15 protein-coding genes and 2 rRNA genes are annotated in these 17,548 nt (G+C 53.2%); 8 read left to right on the forward strand and 9 right to left on the reverse strand.

Going from position 1 to position 17,548, the window contains the following annotated elements:
• The first annotated feature begins 9 nt into the window (after positions 1–9).
• The 4 genes from secF to NTU47_12190 all read left to right on the forward strand — a co-directional run bounded on the left by secF (position 10) and on the right by NTU47_12190 (position 3,048).
• On the forward strand, positions 10–924 hold the full coding sequence (gene secF, locus NTU47_12175; protein MCX6134563.1) for a protein translocase subunit SecF: 915 nt from the start codon (positions 10–12) through the stop codon (positions 922–924).
• Between the two features lie 80 nt (positions 925–1,004).
• Positions 1,005–1,343, forward strand: coding sequence for an STAS domain-containing protein (locus NTU47_12180; protein MCX6134564.1), 339 nt, complete (start codon positions 1,005–1,007; stop codon positions 1,341–1,343).
• A 71-nt stretch (positions 1,344–1,414) separates the two neighbouring features.
• The gene (locus NTU47_12185) at positions 1,415–2,308 is read left to right on the forward strand and encodes a cobalamin-binding protein (protein ID MCX6134565.1); all 894 of its coding nucleotides are present in this window, start codon (positions 1,415–1,417) and stop codon (positions 2,306–2,308) included.
• Between the two features lie 101 nt (positions 2,309–2,409).
• On the forward strand, positions 2,410–3,048 hold the full coding sequence (locus NTU47_12190; protein ID MCX6134566.1) for a deoxynucleoside kinase: 639 nt from the start codon (positions 2,410–2,412) through the stop codon (positions 3,046–3,048).
• Between the two features lie 99 nt (positions 3,049–3,147).
• Here the strand turns inward: NTU47_12190 and NTU47_12195 are convergent, their stop codons facing one another.
• Both NTU47_12195 and tmk read right to left on the reverse strand, forming a co-directional pair.
• Positions 3,148–4,887, reverse strand: a complete 1,740-nt coding sequence (locus NTU47_12195; GenBank protein MCX6134567.1) for a S41 family peptidase — start codon at positions 4,885–4,887, stop codon at positions 3,148–3,150.
• Positions 4,888–4,922: 35 nt separating this feature from the next.
• Positions 4,923–5,543, reverse strand: coding sequence for a dTMP kinase (gene tmk, locus NTU47_12200; GenBank protein ID MCX6134568.1), 621 nt, complete (start codon positions 5,541–5,543; stop codon positions 4,923–4,925).
• A gap of 207 nt (positions 5,544–5,750) precedes the next feature.
• On the opposite strand from tmk, the gene NTU47_12205 reads away from it, so the two are divergent.
• Both NTU47_12205 and NTU47_12210 read left to right on the forward strand, forming a co-directional pair.
• On the forward strand, positions 5,751–6,413 hold the full coding sequence (locus NTU47_12205) for a sigma-70 family RNA polymerase sigma factor (GenBank protein MCX6134569.1): 663 nt from the start codon (positions 5,751–5,753) through the stop codon (positions 6,411–6,413).
• A 174-nt stretch (positions 6,414–6,587) separates the two neighbouring features.
• Positions 6,588–7,394, forward strand: a complete 807-nt coding sequence (locus NTU47_12210; GenBank protein MCX6134570.1) for a LiaF-related protein — start codon at positions 6,588–6,590, stop codon at positions 7,392–7,394.
• 211 nt (positions 7,395–7,605) lie between these two features.
• On the opposite strand, the gene NTU47_12215 is transcribed toward NTU47_12210, so the two are convergent.
• The 5 genes from NTU47_12215 to rlmN all read right to left on the reverse strand — a co-directional run bounded on the left by NTU47_12215 (position 7,606) and on the right by rlmN (position 14,106).
• A complete protein-coding gene (locus tag NTU47_12215) occupies positions 7,606–10,233 on the reverse strand; it encodes a tetratricopeptide repeat protein (protein ID MCX6134571.1) in 2,628 nt (875 codons plus the stop codon).
• 97 nt (positions 10,234–10,330) lie between these two features.
• Positions 10,331–11,326 carry a hypothetical protein gene (locus NTU47_12220; GenBank protein MCX6134572.1) on the reverse strand — a complete coding sequence of 332 codons (996 nt, stop codon included), beginning with the start codon at positions 11,324–11,326 and terminating at the stop codon, positions 10,331–10,333.
• Positions 11,327–11,420: 94 nt separating this feature from the next.
• Entirely contained in the window at positions 11,421–12,197 is a 777-nt protein-coding gene (locus NTU47_12225; GenBank protein MCX6134573.1) for a glycerophosphodiester phosphodiesterase family protein, read from the reverse strand.
• Positions 12,198–12,205: 8 nt separating this feature from the next.
• Complete coding sequence (locus NTU47_12230; protein ID MCX6134574.1) at positions 12,206–12,874, reverse strand: adenylate kinase; 669 nt, start codon at positions 12,872–12,874, stop codon at positions 12,206–12,208.
• Positions 12,875–12,954: 80 nt separating this feature from the next.
• Positions 12,955–14,106: a 23S rRNA (adenine(2503)-C(2))-methyltransferase RlmN gene (rlmN, locus tag NTU47_12235; GenBank protein ID MCX6134575.1), complete on the reverse strand. Its 1,152-nt coding sequence runs from the start codon at positions 14,104–14,106 to the stop codon at positions 12,955–12,957.
• Between the two features lie 191 nt (positions 14,107–14,297).
• On the opposite strand from rlmN, the gene NTU47_12240 reads away from it, so the two are divergent.
• Entirely contained in the window at positions 14,298–15,689 is a 1,392-nt protein-coding gene (locus NTU47_12240; GenBank protein MCX6134576.1) for a C45 family autoproteolytic acyltransferase/hydrolase, read from the forward strand.
• A 281-nt stretch (positions 15,690–15,970) separates the two neighbouring features.
• The gene (locus tag NTU47_12245; protein MCX6134577.1) at positions 15,971–16,780 is read left to right on the forward strand and encodes a hypothetical protein; all 810 of its coding nucleotides are present in this window, start codon (positions 15,971–15,973) and stop codon (positions 16,778–16,780) included.
• A 137-nt stretch (positions 16,781–16,917) separates the two neighbouring features.
• On the opposite strand, the gene rrf is transcribed toward NTU47_12245, so the two are convergent.
• Both rrf and NTU47_12255 read right to left on the reverse strand, forming a co-directional pair.
• Positions 16,918–17,034: ribosomal RNA gene (gene rrf / locus NTU47_12250) — 5S ribosomal RNA — on the reverse strand.
• 101 nt (positions 17,035–17,135) lie between these two features.
• Positions 17,136–17,548, reverse strand: a 23S ribosomal RNA gene (locus tag NTU47_12255); the annotation flags it as partial.

The following is a 17,548-nucleotide window of genomic DNA, read 5'->3' on the forward strand; positions in this document are numbered from 1 at the left end:
TGAAACTCAATGCGGCTTTTCAAGAAAACAAATATCGATTTCATGGGGATTCGCGGAAAGATGTACATCCTCTCTTCCACGATCATTCTGCTCGGCATGATTTCTCTCTTCGTCAAAGGCGTCAATTACGGCATAGATTTCCGCGGCGGAACCGAGCTTGTGCTTTCCTTCAATGCCACTCCTGACTACGGCGTCCTGCGCTCGGCGCTCATGAAAGCGGGCCTTCCTGACTGCGAGATCAAATCTTTCGGCAGTGATCAAACGATCCTGATCCGAACCTCCAAGCAGGAAGAAGGCTTAGCGGTCGCCAACAGGATCAAGGAATCGATCCAGACCGATCTCTCCAACCTCAAATTCTCGGTCCTTCGCCAGGATAAAATCGGACCCAAGGTCGGCAAAGAACTCCGCACCAGCGCTATCTATTCGGTGCTGGCAACACTGGCAGTGATCCTTTGCTACATTGCTATTCGGTACAAGTTCATCTACGGCTTTGGAGCGGTCCTCTCACTCTATCACGATGTTCTGCTGACACTGGGCATCATTTCTGTGCTTGACGGTGTGATCCCTCACCTCAACCTTGAAATCACACAGGAGATTATCGCCGCCTTTCTGACGCTCATCGGCCTCTCCGTGAACGATACAGTCGTTGTTTTTGATCGTATCCGGGAGAATTCGAAGATCTATCGCAGCTTGTCGCTCGGCGAAGTGATGAATAGGAGCCTCAACGATACACTGAGTCGAACCATTATCACGTCCGGCACCATACTCGTGGCACTCCTTGTTCTCCTCTTTGTCGGCGGCGAGGTCACCCGGGGGTTTGCTTTCACGCTGACGATCGGCATCATCACCGGCACCTATTCATCGATCTATATCGCCAGCGCAATCGTGCTCGACTACACGCTCAGCAGGAAGAAGTCGCAATAGTCAGGATATCGGATTTTCGAAGCATTGCCTGTTATGTAGCGCCATAATAAAGACATCCGGAACAACCAAAGGATCAGCGAATGAAACTCAAGATCAAAGAAGTCAAAGGAGTCGTGCTTATCGAATTGAAGGGCAATGTGATGGGTGGACCCGATGCGTCATCTTTGAACGAGGAGCTGCACAAGCTGATTGATGCGGGAAAAAGCAAGGTGGTAGTTGATCTTGGAGAAGTGAAGTTCATGAACAGCTCCGGTCTCGGCATGCTGATCGGCGCACTGACGACGGTCCGGAATGCCGGCGGCAACCTGAAACTTGCACGCGCTTCAGACAAGATCGAGCAACTGTTGATTGTGACAAAACTCGTGACGGTCTTCGAGCACTTCGATGCCGTTGATGAGGCGCTCGCTTCCTTCAAGTAAGGAGTTCGTCTTCGACACTTTCATCAAGAGCGGATCACTGTGATTCGCTCTTTTAGTTTCGCCTTCACTGTATGAAACTCCGCATTCTCATTCTGACGGCTGCAATACTCCTCGCATCGTGCTCGCGGGAAAACAAGCAGGAAACGCGCGGACCCATCACCAGAATAGATGATGTTGGCCACTCCGTCTCGCTGCAGCGCACCCCCCGACGCATAGTCTCGCTCGCACCCAGCATCACGGAAACGCTGTTTGCTCTCGGACTTGATTCTTCTATCGTCGGTGTCACCGATTACTGCGATTCTCCGCCTGCCGCAAAGCTGAAAACCAGCATCGGAGGCATGATGAATCCCGACGTCGAACGCATCCTCGCTCTCCATCCCGATCTTGTGCTGATGTCCGGCTCGGGCAACACAAAATCAGATTACGAGAAGCTCGCCTCCGCCGGCGTCACGGTGTTTGTTTCGTATCCACGAACTCTCGAGGGCATCTTCAAGTCCATCAGCGACGCCGGATATCTGACCTCCAGCACGGCACATGCGGATTCACTTCTCCGGCTTCTTCGCCAACGCACAGAAGATCTCGTCTGCAGGGCGGCCACTCAGCCAAAGAAGTCGGTCCTGATGCTCCTCTCCCTGAGCCCGATTGTCGCGATAGGCCCGGGGACCTTTCTCGACGAAATGCTCACTCTGGCAAACAGCGACAACATCGCACACAACGCCGCGACGGCATATCCGCTGCTCAGCCGGGAGGAAATTCTGCGACGCCAGCCGGACGTCATCATTGCCACGAATGACATCGTGCACTCCACCGACGACATCCTGTCTTTCTACCCGGAATGGAAATCCCTTCCAGCAATCCGCCAAAAGAGAGTGGGCATTGTCGATGCGAGCATCGTCAGCAGGCCAGGACCCCGCATCGTGAACGGGCTTGAGGCGCTCGTGCATGTGCTTCACCCTTCCCGCTAATCCGCAAAAGCTCTGAATTCTTGCTTTTCTTCAATGATAAGAATACATTCAACGTGCCCGTGGCATACATACCAACCAATGATCTCTAAGCACTGACAACTATGACAGACTCTTCAAAATCACTCTTCGTGGCTGTGGCGGGAAATATCGGCGCCGGAAAGTCCTCTCTGACCCGGCTCCTCGCCGGCCGATTCGGCTGGAAGCCGTATTTCGAATCAGTGGATGACAATCCGTATCTTCCCGATTTCTATGCGGATATGTCGCGCTGGTCGTTCCATCTTCAGATCTACTTCCTTGCGAACCGTTTCAAACATCACAAGCGGATGACAGAATCTGGCGATCCGGTCATCCAGGACCGTTCAATCTACGAGGATGCTGAGATCTTCGCGCGCAACCTCCATGATATCGGTAAGATGGATGATCGCGATTACAGCAACTATGTGTCGCTGTTCGAAGTCATGACCGATTATCTCAAATCCCCCGACCTGATGATCTACCTCCGGGCCTCCATCGACACGTTGGTCCAGCAGATTTCACGCCGGGGACGCTCATTTGAACAGAGCATCCCGCGAGAGTATCTCGAGCAGTTGAACAACCATTACGAGCGTTGGATCGCCAATTATCACCGCGGCCCGCTGCTCATCATCGAAAGCGACAATCTGGATTTTGTGAACAGAGACGGGGATCTGGAACAGATCTGTCGATCGGTGAAGGGAAAGCTGGATTCGATCCGCACGTGAGCTGCGCGGGTCAACCTGGCAACAACAGAAAAGGCATCTTCACGCGAAGTCGAGGATGCCTTTTTCTTTGTCGCTCGTTGAGGCGGTGTGCCGGTACCGCTACTTCTTCTCACCCGCAAGAAGTCTGGCGTATGCACCTTTGCTCTTGAGGAGTGTGGCTGCAACCTGAAGCTGGCGATCGTCTTTGAACGACGCCTGGATCGCTGTCTTTTCCCCCTTGAATCGCTCAATGATCTCCAGTTTCAATGCTCTGCGTACCTCTTTGTCATATCGCTCAAAAGCCCGGCCTTTCTCTTCGAGAATGATCTTCGCAAGCCGGTCGACCTCCTCATAGAACTGTTTTCCGTACCGCGCCTTTCCTGCTGACTCACGGAGCGCCTTGAGTTGAACCTCCGAGTCTTCTTCGTACTGGAAATCCTTCTCTTTGAGGAATGCGTCGAATTCGAGAACCAATGCATCCGTCACCTCAAGGTTCTCATGGAGATTTCTCTTCTCGGTTGCGAGATGGTTCGCGAACTTGAAGAGCATTGCCTTGCGTGCTAGTTCATCGAGGAGCTTACTCGACGGTTCATCGGCCACCGTTGTATCAGGCACAATTCCTTCGCCATCGAGCACAACCCGATTATGGGCTGTCCTGAATTTCTTCCGTGCGCTGTCCGGTTTCACAGTGAAGACACCATCTTTGGTCCGGTGGAAGTAGTCGACTTCCTGGATGCTCCGCCCGCTCGGTGTGTAGTACCGGCCAGACGTGATCTTGAGCGAGCTGTTTTCAGTAATCCGGGTGATTGTTTGCACCAGACCTTTTCCAAACGACCGCGTACCAACGATAACACCCCGGTCTACATCCTGTATGGCGGCCGCGACTATTTCGCTTGCGCTCGCACTCCCTCGATCAACCAGGACTGCAAGAGGGACATCCCCCAGCATCGGAGTTTCTGTTGAGTAGTATTTCCGTTCGGAATCAATCCTCCGCCCTTTCGTCGAAACGACAAGTGTGCTCTCAGGAAGGAACTTGGAAACCACATCGACTGCAATATCGAGCAATCCGCCGGGGTTGTCGCGCAAATCGAGAACCACGCCTTTGATCGACCCTTTGCTCTGGAGATCTTTGATCGACGAGCGCACATCATCACCGGCTGTTCTCGAAAACCGTTCGAGTCTGATGTAGGCAATGCCATCCGAAACAAAGCCGGCGAAGGTCACATTCCGGACCGGGATCTCCTCCCGAATGAGCACAAATTCGAGCGGCTTAGGCTCTCCCTCCCTTTCGATTTTCATTTTCAGTGACGTCCCGGGGACACCCCGAACCAACTCTCGAACTTCCTCCGTCGAGCGAGATTTCAGAACTTTTCCGTCGATTTCCAGTATCCTGTCCCCGCTTTGGATGCCTTGCTTCGCGGCAGAGAACCCTTCCATTGGACTGATGACAGTAATGTATCCGTCCCGGAGTCCTATGGTAATGCCGACGCCGGCGTATTTCCCCGTCGTCACGAGGTCAAGTTCATCGGATTCTTTTTCGCCGAGATAGACTGTGTAGGGATCGAGCGTTTTCAGCATTCCATCGATTCCCGCGTGCATGAAGCGCTCCGGATCGATCGGATCGACATAGTTCAACGCGACGTCGGTATACACCTTCCCAAATACCCCGATCCATTGTCGGGTTTTCAGCATCAGATCATCATCACTTCTCCCAAAAAAGCCGACCAGGAATCCGCATGCGATGACAGCGATCGCCAGCAAACCCAGCGCTCTCACCGAGAGCGTCATGCGTTTCCCCAATACCGCGAGCCATCGGTGCCGTGTGTGATTCGTACTGCTTTCCTCTTTCCCTGAACCCATTCGCTTCTCCTCACTTGACTCTGTGATACTCCTGTTCAAATGACTCTGTGATACTCCTGTTCAAACCGGCTCCATACTTTCTTGTGGATTTCCTGGATATCAAGCGTGCCGTCAATGACCTCGAATCTGGGTTCGGATCTTGCCAGACTCAAGAATCCCCCGCGGGCCCGCTCATAGAATTCCCGGCCGCTCATTTCCATCCGGTCAGCGCCCGATTTTTGAAGGAGCATCCTGCGCTCGACCTCACCAACGGGGATGTCAATGAAGAATGTAATCGCAGGAATGAGACCGTGCGAAGCAAGCTGATTGACTGTCGAGATCGCCTCCAGAGGGAGGCCTCTTCCCCATCCCTGATACGCGGTCGTGGAATCGTAAAATCTGTCCAGGACGACGACCGTTCCCTGCTCCAACGTGGGTTTGATTATTTCGTGGACGAGCTGCGACCGACTCGCCGAGAACAGGAAGAGCTCGGTGTAATCGGACATTCCAAGGACGTTTCGGTCAAGCAGAATGGAGCGAATACGCTCGCCGATAGCTGTGCCCCCGGGATCTCTGACGACGAGGCTTCTCACACCCGCGCTTGTAAGTTTCTCGGAGAAGAGTCCGACCTGGGTCGATTTACCTGAGAAATCGAGCCCCTCGAACGTAATGAACATTGCCTGATGTTGATGACTCTTCATCATTTTGAAAAAGTAATCAAATTCGCACACGGATGCAAACAGAGATGCTTCCTCCGGTTGCAGCTCATACTTTTTTTAGGTATTTTTTGTGGTACGCTTCTTCTGATTCGGCTTTTGGACATACATTCATACGGGAGTTGTTCAGCCGTCACAGGCGAATCACCGACCACAGGTTTATGCAGCATGGCCAAAAGCACAAAGACCAATAGCGCCACCAGTACTTTCCCTTCCCGCGATCCTTCCAGCAAGTCTGAACAGAAACGAATTGAATCACGCGAAGAGGATGCCTTGCTGATCAGGCGCGCCCTTACAGGCGACCAGCGGTCATATAAGAAACTCCGCCAGAAGTACCACGAATCAATCTACAATCTCATCTACCGTATGATCCGCGACAAGGACGAAGTCGAGGATCTCACCCAGGAAGCGTTCATCAAGGCATTCATGTCTCTCTCGAGCTTCAACGATGAATTTGCCTTTTCAACCTGGCTTTACAAGATTGCGACGAACAACTGCATCGATTACATCCGACGCAAAAAGTTGCTGACCTTCTCTATCGACAAGCCAATCGAGTCGAAAGAAAGCGATTACACCTACGAGCTTCCCGATTCCACGTATGAGCCCGATCAGGACCTGATCGACAGGCAGCGGAAGAAGCTCCTGGAAGACGCCATCGATTCCCTCCCTGCGAAGTATCGCCATGTCATACACTTACGGCATGTTGAAGAGAAAGAGTATCAGGAAATTGCCGCAATCCTCAAACTTCCGTTGGGCACTGTCAAAGCTCACATTTTCCGCGCCCGTGAGATGCTGAACAAGTTCTTGCGCGACCGACTCCGCCATTACTAGTGACTTCCTGTAACTCCGCTTCCCTCTTTGCGTAAGCTTTGGTAGACCATTTTCTCTTAATCTACCGCGATGACACATTCATTCAAGAACAGTCGACTCGTCCTTGCCTCTCTCTGTGTGCTGGGGACTTCTCCAACCCTCACTGCATTTCAGCAAGAGGTCTTGCGTCGCGAAGTGACGCGAACTTCGGAGAAGGAAGTCGCGGTCTCGCTGGATGCATCGTTCGGAACATTCAACATTTTGAAAGGCGACCGGAACAAGATCGTGGCCGCTGAATACTGCAGAGAAGCTGACGACAAGCGCCAGCTCGAGATGTTCTATGACATTGAGGACGATCGCGGGAATCTCGAGATCAACTTGACTGATGAGAAGAGGCAGAAGGCGCGCCGTTCGTCATCCATCTCGTGGGAAGAGCTTAAGGGAGAACACAGCCATCCCGACGAACGACATCTGACAGCAAAATTCACAGATGCCGTTCCTCTCAGTATGAAAATTGGGGTCGGCGCCGGAAGGGCGATTCTCGATTTCACCGGTCTGAAAATGAAGAACCTCAAGGTTTCTGCCGGTGCAAGTTCGGCTGAACTTCATTGCGATGAGCCAAACACAATCTCGTGTGAGTACGTCACAATCGAATCAGGCGTCAGCAAATTCTCGGCAAGTCATTTGACAAACCTCAACTTCCGCAAGCTCAAGTTCAGCGGCGGCGTTGGGGCATATACGCTTGACTTCGCCGGCACGCTGCAACAAAAAGCATACGCAGAAGTCGAGGTCGGGCTCGGCGCAATCACGGTCTATGTCCCCAAGGCAACTCCCACGCGCATCATCACAGACGACAGCTGGTTTTCGAGCGTCGATGTCGATGACAATTACGAGAAGACCCGCAAGAACACGTACGAGAGCGAGAATTTCGCACAGAGCGAAAGAACCCTCACCATCAAGATCGGATCCGGACTCGGAAGTATCAAGGTTCGTTGCCGATAGCCGACACAATCTGAGTCATGGGGAACCCGGTTGTGGTTCCTTCCCTGAACACAAGCATTTCTCCCTGCCCGGTGGACTCCTCATCGGGCTTTTTCACGTACCGCCGAGCTGGTGGTCAGGAACGACATGGGGCTTTCGCGGGAGAGTTTTGCTTCCATCCGGGGAACTGACTCGTGATGTGCTTGCTTCGGACTGCCAGACAGGTCAGGTTCTAGCCAACACCAAAGTGGAAGAACTGGCCCCATGAATGGGGATGGCTGACATCGCGCGTGCGGATCAGGTTCAGAAGGGCTTGCCTGTACGCATCGCCGGGAGCGAGGCCATTGGCAAGGTGAGTGTAGAAGAATTCACTGAAGAACTTGGTGGCTTTCCTGTCCGATGACCATGCGTTGAGGAACACATCGGACGTTCCATTCATGCGCAGGACGAGCGCGTGAATCGTTGAAAGCCCTACGCCCTGGCCATACTGATTCGACAGAAACACCAGAGGGGGTGCCTGGATTTCCGTCAGCTTCTCGTACGGGACCTTGGCAACCTCATCGGGATTCTGAACCTTGGTGAGGCCAATGACACCGAGCGGAGATTCTCCCTCCCCCATAAGAAACTCCGATGAAATCTGAAGCACGTCGGCTTTAGCATTCTTCAGATTTTCCCACGATGCTTCCTTACCAATGAAAACCATCGCGTCCTTGAAGAAACTCCGGATGTCTCTCAGTTCGTAGTCAATCGACCAGTTCTTTCCCGTCGGGTTGCCGAGCGCAACGACTCTGGTGAACCGTTCTGCTTCAGTTGTTTTGTATCTGATCGAGGCCAGTGACGGAAGATAATCCACACTCGTAATTTCAATCAGATACTTCACAGAGCCGCCACGATCCTGGCGTTCGATCGTGTGGAAGGGGAACTTCTCGAATTCCGGGCTGGTGATGATCACAAGATTCCGCTCGAGCATTGAGTCGATCGGGCGCAACAAATAATCATAGAGCTGCGTGGATAACGTGGCAAAGCGGGTCATCGTCGAGACGCTGGTTTCCCCCGCCGACCCAGTGAAGACGCTTGGATCGTTCAGGAGACGCAGGTACTCGGCGACCATCGACATCAGTTTCTCCCGTGACACGATCGTGCTCTTAATTTCAAATTTCGTTCGCGTCAGCGCGAATACATGAAGCTGCTCGTTGGCAGGCAGGAATCGAACGACGAGCGTGCCTTGAGGAATGGCGGCCTGAATGTCCTTCATTCTCGAAGATCCGGAGTGAAGAAGCGGCTCATAATTTGGATGCTGGCCCGTGATGCGATCGGAGAGGGCGGCGAATTCCCGCTGCAACGAGGTTATTCTTGAATGCAGGCCGTTTACAACTGCGTCATTGGCCATCTCCCGCCGTATCGAGAGAATGCTCGATTGTTCAATTTGCAGCATCCGGAGGTCCCGCTTGACCGCGCGGGCCTTGAGAAGATCCGGTTTGAGATTCGGGTGCCGGATTGCGAACGCCACATCCTCCAACGTGCCGGCCTGCAGCCGCTGAGATCCCAACTCGACAACAGCAAGGGCCTCCTCACGCACTTTCATCTGAATCAGAATTCCGGCGAGCTGCGCATACCACGCAACGCGCTCGGCTTTCATATTGAGGGCGTTCAGATACGATTGATGATAGCCGGGATCAACGAACTCGCCGAACGTTGCCTCCTGAACTTCAATGGCCTCCCTGTATTCGTCGCGGGCCTTGACAAGATTGCCCACCATCTCGTTGAGACGACCAATCTGGGCGTGTGCGTACGATTCGCCCGAGCGATGTCCGGCGAGCTGAAACTTCTGAGCCGCGGCCTGGTATTCCTGAACAAGCCGGTTGACCTCCTGGACTTTCTGGTTTGCATTCAATCCCCGTTCGTCGCACCGGATGGTGAAGAGGCGCAGATACGCTTCGGCGAGCCCCTCTCCTGCCCCGCGGGCAAGCCCCTCGGCGTCCGAATAGTATTTTTTTGCATCCGCGAAACGTCCGTTCGCCTCATACACCGTACCAATCCTGAACATCAGCACGATTTCCAGCTCTCTGCCGGATTTTTTGCTGCGAAGATTGTTGACCGCATCGCGAAACCATTGAAGGGCTTCGTTATGATTCCCAAGAGCTTGTTGAATAAGCCCTAAATCCATTCGGAGCTGCGCGTCGAGGACGGTCTGTCCGTCTTTCTGCGCAATCGAGCGTGCTTCTGTGTATGATGTCTGAGCGAGATCGAATTTTTTCTGCCGGAAGTACACTTCACCGAGCCTGCGGAGTCCTTCGGCCGCGCGCTCTCCCCCTTGCGCGCTGAAGTAGGATGATGCCGATTGGATGTATGACAGCGCATCGTCCGGATGATCGTCAAGCAGGGCGAGTTTGCCCATACGCAGTTCGAGCGAGGCTTTCATCTCAAGGTCATTGAACGCGGAACTGAGGCGGTGCGCTTCACGGAATGACGTGAGAGCCGAGAGATTGCTGCCCAATGCGGCATATGCATCGCCAATCAGGCCATCAATCATCATTTCACTGCGAAAGTCTTTCACGGATTGGGTCTGCCGCAATGCGGTCTCAAACCGGCCCAAGGCCGTATAGAATCGACCTTCTGCCTGATAGATCTGACCGAGATAACGATTCGCTTGCACGACGGTGTACATCTGTCCGGCGCGTTCGAAAACAGGAATTGACTGCACGAAGAGAGATTCAGCCCGAAGATATGCCCGATCTTCATAGAGCGATACCGCTCGCTCGAAAAGGTCTGTCGCGTCAGCAAGCGGCCGATCACGCATTTCGCAGTGAGAGAGGAACAGGAGAAGAGCGCAGGAACAGATCGAGATTCGTGAAACCATGGGTGCGAGTAGTCTTATCAACCGCGTTGGGTTTGATGGCTCTTGGCCGCGGACGCTCACTCGAGTACGCGCGCGTCGTTTCGCAGAAACCACATGCTTATCGGAACGAAACCCCTACACCGACTGCAACCACCGGCTGCTTCGCGAACGAGTAGTCCGCGTGCACATTGACGATCAGCAGAAGGAATCTGACACCCGCATGAAACCGCGACGTATTTTGTCCATCCACGGTAAACCCGGGGGCCGTGATCGACACTGTGGTCGAAGGATCGACATACTTGTATGGCTCGATCGTCCAACTGGATTTTTCGATCTGATATCCGCCATAGAGTGTGAACAGAACCAGGCTCTTGCTGACTTCAATGCCATACGCTGTCCCGCTTGCGCCGAGGATCTTGTTGTCATTCATGTCGGAGATAGTGAGCTTCTGTGTCATGAAGTGAATGGCAACATCAATCGGCATCATCGGTACGTACTGATCGAGACTGTGGCGTACGCCGAAGCCGATGAAGTTCACTTTCCCCATATCCTGAGCCAGCGTGATGTTGGGGACGAACCGGCCGACGACCTCCAGGCCGAACGGCAATCCGATCGACGCCTGCGGCATCAGGAGCGGCACATATTTCACATCGAATCCACGCGGAGTAGTGAAAATCGTCTGTCCGCGCAATGGTATGAAGGAAGACGTGGATTTCACTCTCACGGCTTTCCCTGAAGGATCTCCCAGCGCGGTCGGCGTTCCTGGAATGACATTGTCATAGTCGACGCCCGCAACGAGTTTGAACGGAACTCCCTGGTATGTATACGAAATCTGAGAGGGCAGGACAAAGTCAAACATTCTATCGTCATCCTTCACCAACACAGCTCCCGCCTTCAATCCAATATCAAACCCAAGGACATCGTGCAGATCTGCGGAATGGTAAAATCCGCTGTTCAGATCAGCGCCCCACGCAGAGAGAAGTGGTGAAAGATAGTTGACTGCGTTCGAGCTCGCGACTTTCGAAAGCTGCGTGGAGAGATCCTCCTGGGCAAACAGACCCGCCGAGAACGCCAGGAGAAACCCCGTGACCATGAGAAATCTCTTTGCCTTCATATCGTCTTGAATCCTTCTGCGGTGCTCGTGAGACAGCTTTGATAATGTAATATGGAAAAAAGCATTTTCAGAACCAAGGGGCGCGTGACCGGGATCATCTCCGGGCGACGTGGACGATGTTATCGGCGACGTCGGAAAGAATACCATCCACGCCAAGCTCCACCATACTGCTCACAGAAGATGTTGAATTGAGCGTATACACATAGAACGCCACGCCGTGTGCGCGGGCATCGTCGACCATCCGTTTCGTGACTTCCCGCTTGGCACAGACGAAGACCGATGCCCCCACCCGATGCGCCAGTTTGGACGGCATCCGTCCGAAGTCCCTGCCAACACTATACAGGACTCCCGTCACAGCCCGTGGATTGAGACGCTTGAGGTTTGCCATCATGCGATGATTGAATGAAGAGTACATGACACAGTCGTGCTGCCCGAGGGTTTCCACTGTCTCGAGCACGCGGCGTTCAAGGAGCTCAGACTTCTCGGGAAAGAAGAAATCTGATTTGAGCTCAATGTTGATCCATCTTCTCTTGTCCACAAGGGCGAGGACCTCGGCGAGCGTGGGAATCCGCTCCCTGGAAAACGCCGGGTCGAACCATGAGCCGGCATCAAATTCCTTCAACTCCGCCACCGAGTAGTTCCGCACAGCACCGTTGCCGGTTGACGTGCGCTGCAATGTTCGATCGTGCAAGACCAACACTTCGTCTTCTTTCGAAAGACGAACATCCAACTCGATCATATCAATGCCCGGTGTTTCGCAGGCGAGAGCGAAGGAAGCCAGCGTGTTTTCAGGGGCTTTACCGGAAATCCCGCGATGGGCAACAATGTACGGCCGGCGGCCGGCGGGCGGTATCTGTCGAAACGGATCCATCGCCTCCGCTAAACGGCCTTCTCGGATGACTTCGCCTTCCGGAGAATCTCTTCAATTTCCTCGAAGACGTAGGATACACCTCGCATACCGTCAATCTGAGTGAGCCGGTCCGTTTGCCGGTAGTAATCCTTGATGGGCTTGGTATCTCGCACATACACGTCCAGACGTTTCTTCGCCGTCGCGAGCGTGTCGTCAGACCGCTGGAAGAGCTCACCGCCGCATGTTGGGCAGGTGGTTGGTTTCGCTTCCATGATCTGTCCGGAATTGAAAATGCGCCCGCATGTCCGGCAGACACGGCGATCGGTCAGCCGTCTGAGAACCTCTTCGTGTTCAACTCTCAGACTGATCACCGCGTCCAAATGGACGCCGATCTCCCGAAAGAGCTTGTCGAGCGCTTCTGCCTGGGGAATCGTCCGGGGAAATCCATCCAGGAGAAATCCGTTCTTCGCCACACCCCCGGTCACGACTTCCCGAATTAGACCGATCATGATGTCATCCGGAACCAGCGCGCCGGCATCGAGGTACCCTTTTGCCTTCAAGCCGATGGGAGTCTGGTGTGTGACAGCCTCGCGCAACAAATCGCCTGTTGAAATGTGCGGTACATGGTATTTCTCTGCAAGCAGTTTTGCCTGCGTCCCTTTGCCTGAGCCCGGTGGGCCGAATAATATGATACGCATGGGTAGGTCTTTCTTCTTCTACGTCGGTGGTACATCAGTGCACGAACATTGCTTCGGTGCTTTACCTGAGGCCGCCCCGGTCAATCTGCCCTTTGCCTCTTTGCGGCAGCCGCGCGTGTTCGTGACTGCTCCTCCTGCACGGCGAGTTGGCCGCATGCTGCCTCAATATCCTCTCCAGAACTGCTACGGATCATCACCGTGATGTTGGCTTCCCGCAGATCCTGGGCAAATTGCTCCATCCGATCCTTCGGTGTAGGCCGAAGCGTCGCTCCGAACCCCGAGATCCCGGTGAAGGCAATAGAGTGGTACGGGATAATATTGACCTTGCATGGAATTCGTTTCGAGAGTTTCACAAATCTCCGTACATCGTCCACTGTATCGTTGAATCCTTCGAACGGAATATATTCAAACGTCGGACGGCGGCGCGTTTTGCGATAGTAGTACTCGAGCGCTTCAACGAGGTCCTCCACACTGAATTTCTTCGTGATGGGCATCAGTTGTGCGCGCTTCTCCGAGTCCAGAGAATGCAGCGAGAGGGCCAGCTTCACTTTTCTGCCCTCGTCCGCCATTTGCCTGATCCTGTCGGCATATCCGGCGGTCGAAATTGTGATGTGCCTCGCTCCGATGTTGAGCGACCTGTCGTCATTGATGAGGTCAATGGATTTCATAACCTCGTCAAAATTCAGCATTGGCTCGCCCATGCCCATATAGACGAGGTTTGTGATCCGTCGATCCGCAAGCCGCTGAGCATGGATAACCTGGTCGATAATTTCGCCCGCCGTGAGGTTGCGGAGAAACCCCATCGTCCCTGTCGCACAGAATTTGCAGTCAAGCGGACATCCGACCTGGGTTGAGAGACACAACGTCAGGCGTCTGCCCAACGCCGGTTCTTCTTCGGATTCCTCCTCGTCATCCTCCGGGCTGTCCGGATCAGCCGCCGGGATCAACACGCTTTCGATCATGAGCCCGTCGTTCAGGCGGAAGAGGAATTTCGTGGTCCCATCGGTCGGCGAGACGCTTTCGCGAACCAGTTCGGTGCTGTCGATCCGGGCGGATGACGCAAGCACTTCCCGGAATTCCTTCGAAATATCGGTCATTTCTTCGAAGGAATTGACTCCTTTGGCGTACATCCACGAAAAGAGCTGTGCAGCACGGTACTTCTTCTCGCCAAGAGACTCAACAAATTCCTGGAGTTCCTTGAGCGATAATCCTTTGATACTCTTCTTGTCCACAGGTCCTGATTCGTCGATGGGACACAAAAGTACGCAAAACTGTCAAGGGGAGCAAGGATGTTCCGTGAAATCTTGCCCGAAGGTGATTTCTCTTCGAAATGCGGAATGATTGCAGAATTGAAAACCATCACCACTTCCGCTATATTCAAGCGGCTGTCCAATTTCATCCTTTCTCAAGAATGGAGCACACCATGAAACTGCTATTTGGTCTCCTGCTGATCTTTGCCACATCACTGCATGCTGGTGGAGATGATCCACGGCTGAAACACTCTTCCCGCGAAAACAAGAACGGGTGGATCTATCTGCACCTGGAAGGGACTCCCTCAGAAATCGGCTACCAACACGGATACCTCCTGGCTCCCGAGATTGATGATTGCCTCAGGATGTTTGCATTCTATTTCGAGAAGGGATCAACGCAGAAGGACTGGAAGTTTTTCCGTGAAGCGACGGAGCGCATCTTCTGGCCAAGGATCGAAAAGCAATATCAGGAGGAACTCCAGGGAATAGCGGAAGGCATGGCCGCCCGTGGATACAAGTACGACAAGATCGATATTACAGCGCTCAACGCCAACATCGAGTTGGCGTCGTACTACGTTCCATGGCTTGCGAACAAGATCAAGGCGGACTCTCTGAACAACCGGGCACCCGGCAGGTGCAGCGCGTTCATTGCAACGGGGAGCTTCACGAAAGACGGCAAGATCGTTATCGCTCATAACAACTGGAGCGACTACATCATTGGCGAGCGCTGGAATGTGATTGCAGATATCGTCCCGGTCAACGGATATCGGATGCTCATGGATTGTATGCCGGGATTGATACACAGCGGTGACGACTTTGCCATCAACAGCGCCGGAATCCTATACACCGAGACGACGATCACCGGATTCAAAGGATTCAATGAGAACGGTACTCCCGAGTTCATGCGAGCGCGCAAAGCGGCGCAGTATGCGAGTTCCATCGATGAGTATGTCAGGATCATGACGACGAATAACACCGGTGCGTATGCGAACGATTGGCTCGTCGGCGATATCAAGACGAACGAGGTTGCGAGGCTTGAGCTCGGGCTGAAGAATTTTCGGGTTTGGAGGTCGTTCGACACGATGTACGTGGGATCCAATTTTCCGTGTGATCCAAAACTCACTGCAGAAGAAACGAATTTTGATCCCAACGACATGACGAATTCTGCAAACAGCCGGAAGTGCCGCTGGGCACAACTCTCGTTTGAGAAAAAGGGAATGATCGACGTCGAGCTCGCAAAGGTCATGGAAGGAGATCACCACGATCCGATTACCGGCGGGCAGTCGACCGGCGGCGGCGTGCTTTGCGGCCACATCGATACCGATCCCAAGGGCGCCCCGGAATGGAGCAACCCGCCATTTTATCCAGGAGGAGCGGTCCAGGGGAAGGTAACCACTGCAGCGCTGGCGAAAGAAATGAAGATCTGGGCCAGGATGGGGCATCCGTGCGGCGATGATTTTCTCGCTGCGCCGTTCTTCAAGAAACACCCTGAATTCAAGTGGCAGGAGAAGTTCCTCGTCGACATGAAGGGGAATCCATGGACCTTGTTTGGAGTGAAGAAGTAAGAACCGTATTATCCCGAAGCGCAAGCAGCCTTCGTCATTCGATGTTCAGCGTTCGATATTCGATATTGACTGAAGCATTGTGAATATCGAACAGCAGAATATCCAATATTGAATTTCGAAGTAAGACAGAATGTAACCCCTTTCCCTGTCGGACGTAGAATCTGGAACGGAAAGCTGCTGCTGGATCCCGGTTCAAAAGACTGGTGCACCTGGTATCAGCGGACCCTTCGCGCACTGCTGATGCCATAATCATGATAATGTTTCATTCCCAGGGAGGGATTATGCCACGCCAGTTGAAAGCCAGAAGTCCATTCTGGCTCTTCGCCATTCCGTTTCTCTATCTCATTTCCGGCTGTCAGATCAACGACTACGATGCTGGTCAGGATTTCGAGCATCGCGAGAACTTCCTCTACACGAGAGCCGTGGCAGGAAAGACCGAGCTCTTTGTTGCCAACATCAACGGCAGCGTGACCGTGATCGGAGTCGATACGCTCGGTGAAGCACGGATCTCCGGTACCAAGATCGTCAAGGATCAAAGCGAAGATGCGGCAACGCGGCACATGATTGAGATTGCGATTGACGTGCAAGAATCCCCGTCTGCCCTCACCATTAAGACTCTCCAACCCAACACCGGCGGTGGTCGGACGTACGAGGTGAACTACGAGATCCTGGTTCCGACCGCCTGGAAAACCACCGTAGCGAATGTCAATGGAGACATCGTCATCCACAATTTCCGCAATGCCGTGACCTCGTCAGTGGTCAATGGGACCGTGAATGCGACAGATATTTCGGCAAGCACGAATATCACCGCCACGAACGGGACAATCAACGGGAAAGTGAACCTCCCTGAAAACGCGACATGCTCTCTGACGCTGGTGAACGGAAACGTGACACTGCTTGTTCCGAGCACGCTTTCTGCTTCTGTGTCAGCAACTGTCACACTTGGGACCGTGTCTGTGACGGGGGTTCCAGTCTCCTGCACGACAAATACGCAGACGAGCGTCGTGGGTGTTGCCGGCAGTGGGAAAGGAACAGTGAGGCTCTCATCGGTGAACGGGTTTGTGAAGCTCTTGGGATTGCAGCAGTACTGACGGCGAGTGCCCGGCACGATATCCGTCACAAAAAGAGAAATCCCGTTCCAGATTGCGCTGGAACGGGATCTGAAATAAAATCTCCCGTCTAAACAAAAACCCCGAGCCATTTTCATGACTCGGGGTTGAAAATAAAATCCTGGCGTCGTCCTACTCTCCCATACAGTTACCCATATAGGACCATCGGCTCCGGGGGGCTTAACTTCTCTGTTCGGAATGGGAAGAGGTGTTACACCCTCGACATAGACACCAGAAAAAAATCAATTGAGAAGATTGCATAACCTTTACAACATTTGGCGCTTGACCAAGACATTATTGATGCACCGGTATCTGTATCTGTGATCAATAAAAAATAATGGTTAAGTCGCACGACCTATTAGTACCACTCGACTCGAGCATTACTGCTCTTACATCTGTGGCCTATCAACCAAGTCATCTCCTTGGGGTCTTTAGGGGATAAATCCCGGGAAACCTAATCTTAGGGCGGGTTTCGCACTTAGATGCTTTCAGTGCTTATCCCATCCGGACATGGCTACCGAGCAATGCCATTGGCATGACAACTCGTACACCGTCGGTCCGTTCACTCTGGTCCTCTCGTACTAGGAGCGACACCCTTCAAGTTTCCTCCGCCCGCACAGGATAGGGACCGAACTGTCTCACGACGTTCTGAACCCAGTTCACGTACCGCTTTAATTGGCGAACAGCCAAACCCTTGGGACCTTCTCCAGCCCCAGGATGCGATGAACCGACATCGAGGTGCCAAACCTT

It is taken from the genome of Ignavibacteriales bacterium, from assembly GCA_026390595.1.
GTDB lineage: Bacteria > Bacteroidota > Ignavibacteria > UBA10030 > UBA10030 > UBA9647.

Coding starts and splice junctions, on each gene's coding strand:
- NTU47_12190 (MCX6134566.1), top strand. CDS start 2,410: ATGACAGACTCTTCAAAATCACTCTTCGTGGCTGTGGCGGGAAATATC.
- NTU47_12225 (MCX6134573.1), bottom strand. CDS start 12,197: ATGGATCCGTTTCGACAGATACCGCCCGCCGGCCGCCGGCCGTACATT.
- NTU47_12220 (MCX6134572.1), bottom strand. CDS start 11,326: ATGAAGGCAAAGAGATTTCTCATGGTCACGGGGTTTCTCCTGGCGTTC.
- NTU47_12230 (MCX6134574.1), bottom strand. CDS start 12,874: ATGCGTATCATATTATTCGGCCCACCGGGCTCAGGCAAAGGGACGCAG.
- NTU47_12240 (MCX6134576.1), top strand. CDS start 14,298: ATGAAACTGCTATTTGGTCTCCTGCTGATCTTTGCCACATCACTGCAT.
- tmk (MCX6134568.1), bottom strand. CDS start 5,543: ATGTTCATTACGTTCGAGGGGCTCGATTTCTCAGGTAAATCGACCCAG.
- NTU47_12195 (MCX6134567.1), bottom strand. CDS start 4,887: ATGGGTTCAGGGAAAGAGGAAAGCAGTACGAATCACACACGGCACCGA.
- NTU47_12215 (MCX6134571.1), bottom strand. CDS start 10,233: ATGGTTTCACGAATCTCGATCTGTTCCTGCGCTCTTCTCCTGTTCCTC.
- NTU47_12205 (MCX6134569.1), top strand. CDS start 5,751: ATGGCCAAAAGCACAAAGACCAATAGCGCCACCAGTACTTTCCCTTCC.
- NTU47_12185 (MCX6134565.1), top strand. CDS start 1,415: ATGAAACTCCGCATTCTCATTCTGACGGCTGCAATACTCCTCGCATCG.
- NTU47_12180 (MCX6134564.1), top strand. CDS start 1,005: ATGAAACTCAAGATCAAAGAAGTCAAAGGAGTCGTGCTTATCGAATTG.
- secF (MCX6134563.1), top strand. CDS start 10: ATGCGGCTTTTCAAGAAAACAAATATCGATTTCATGGGGATTCGCGGA.
- NTU47_12245 (MCX6134577.1), top strand. CDS start 15,971: ATGCCACGCCAGTTGAAAGCCAGAAGTCCATTCTGGCTCTTCGCCATT.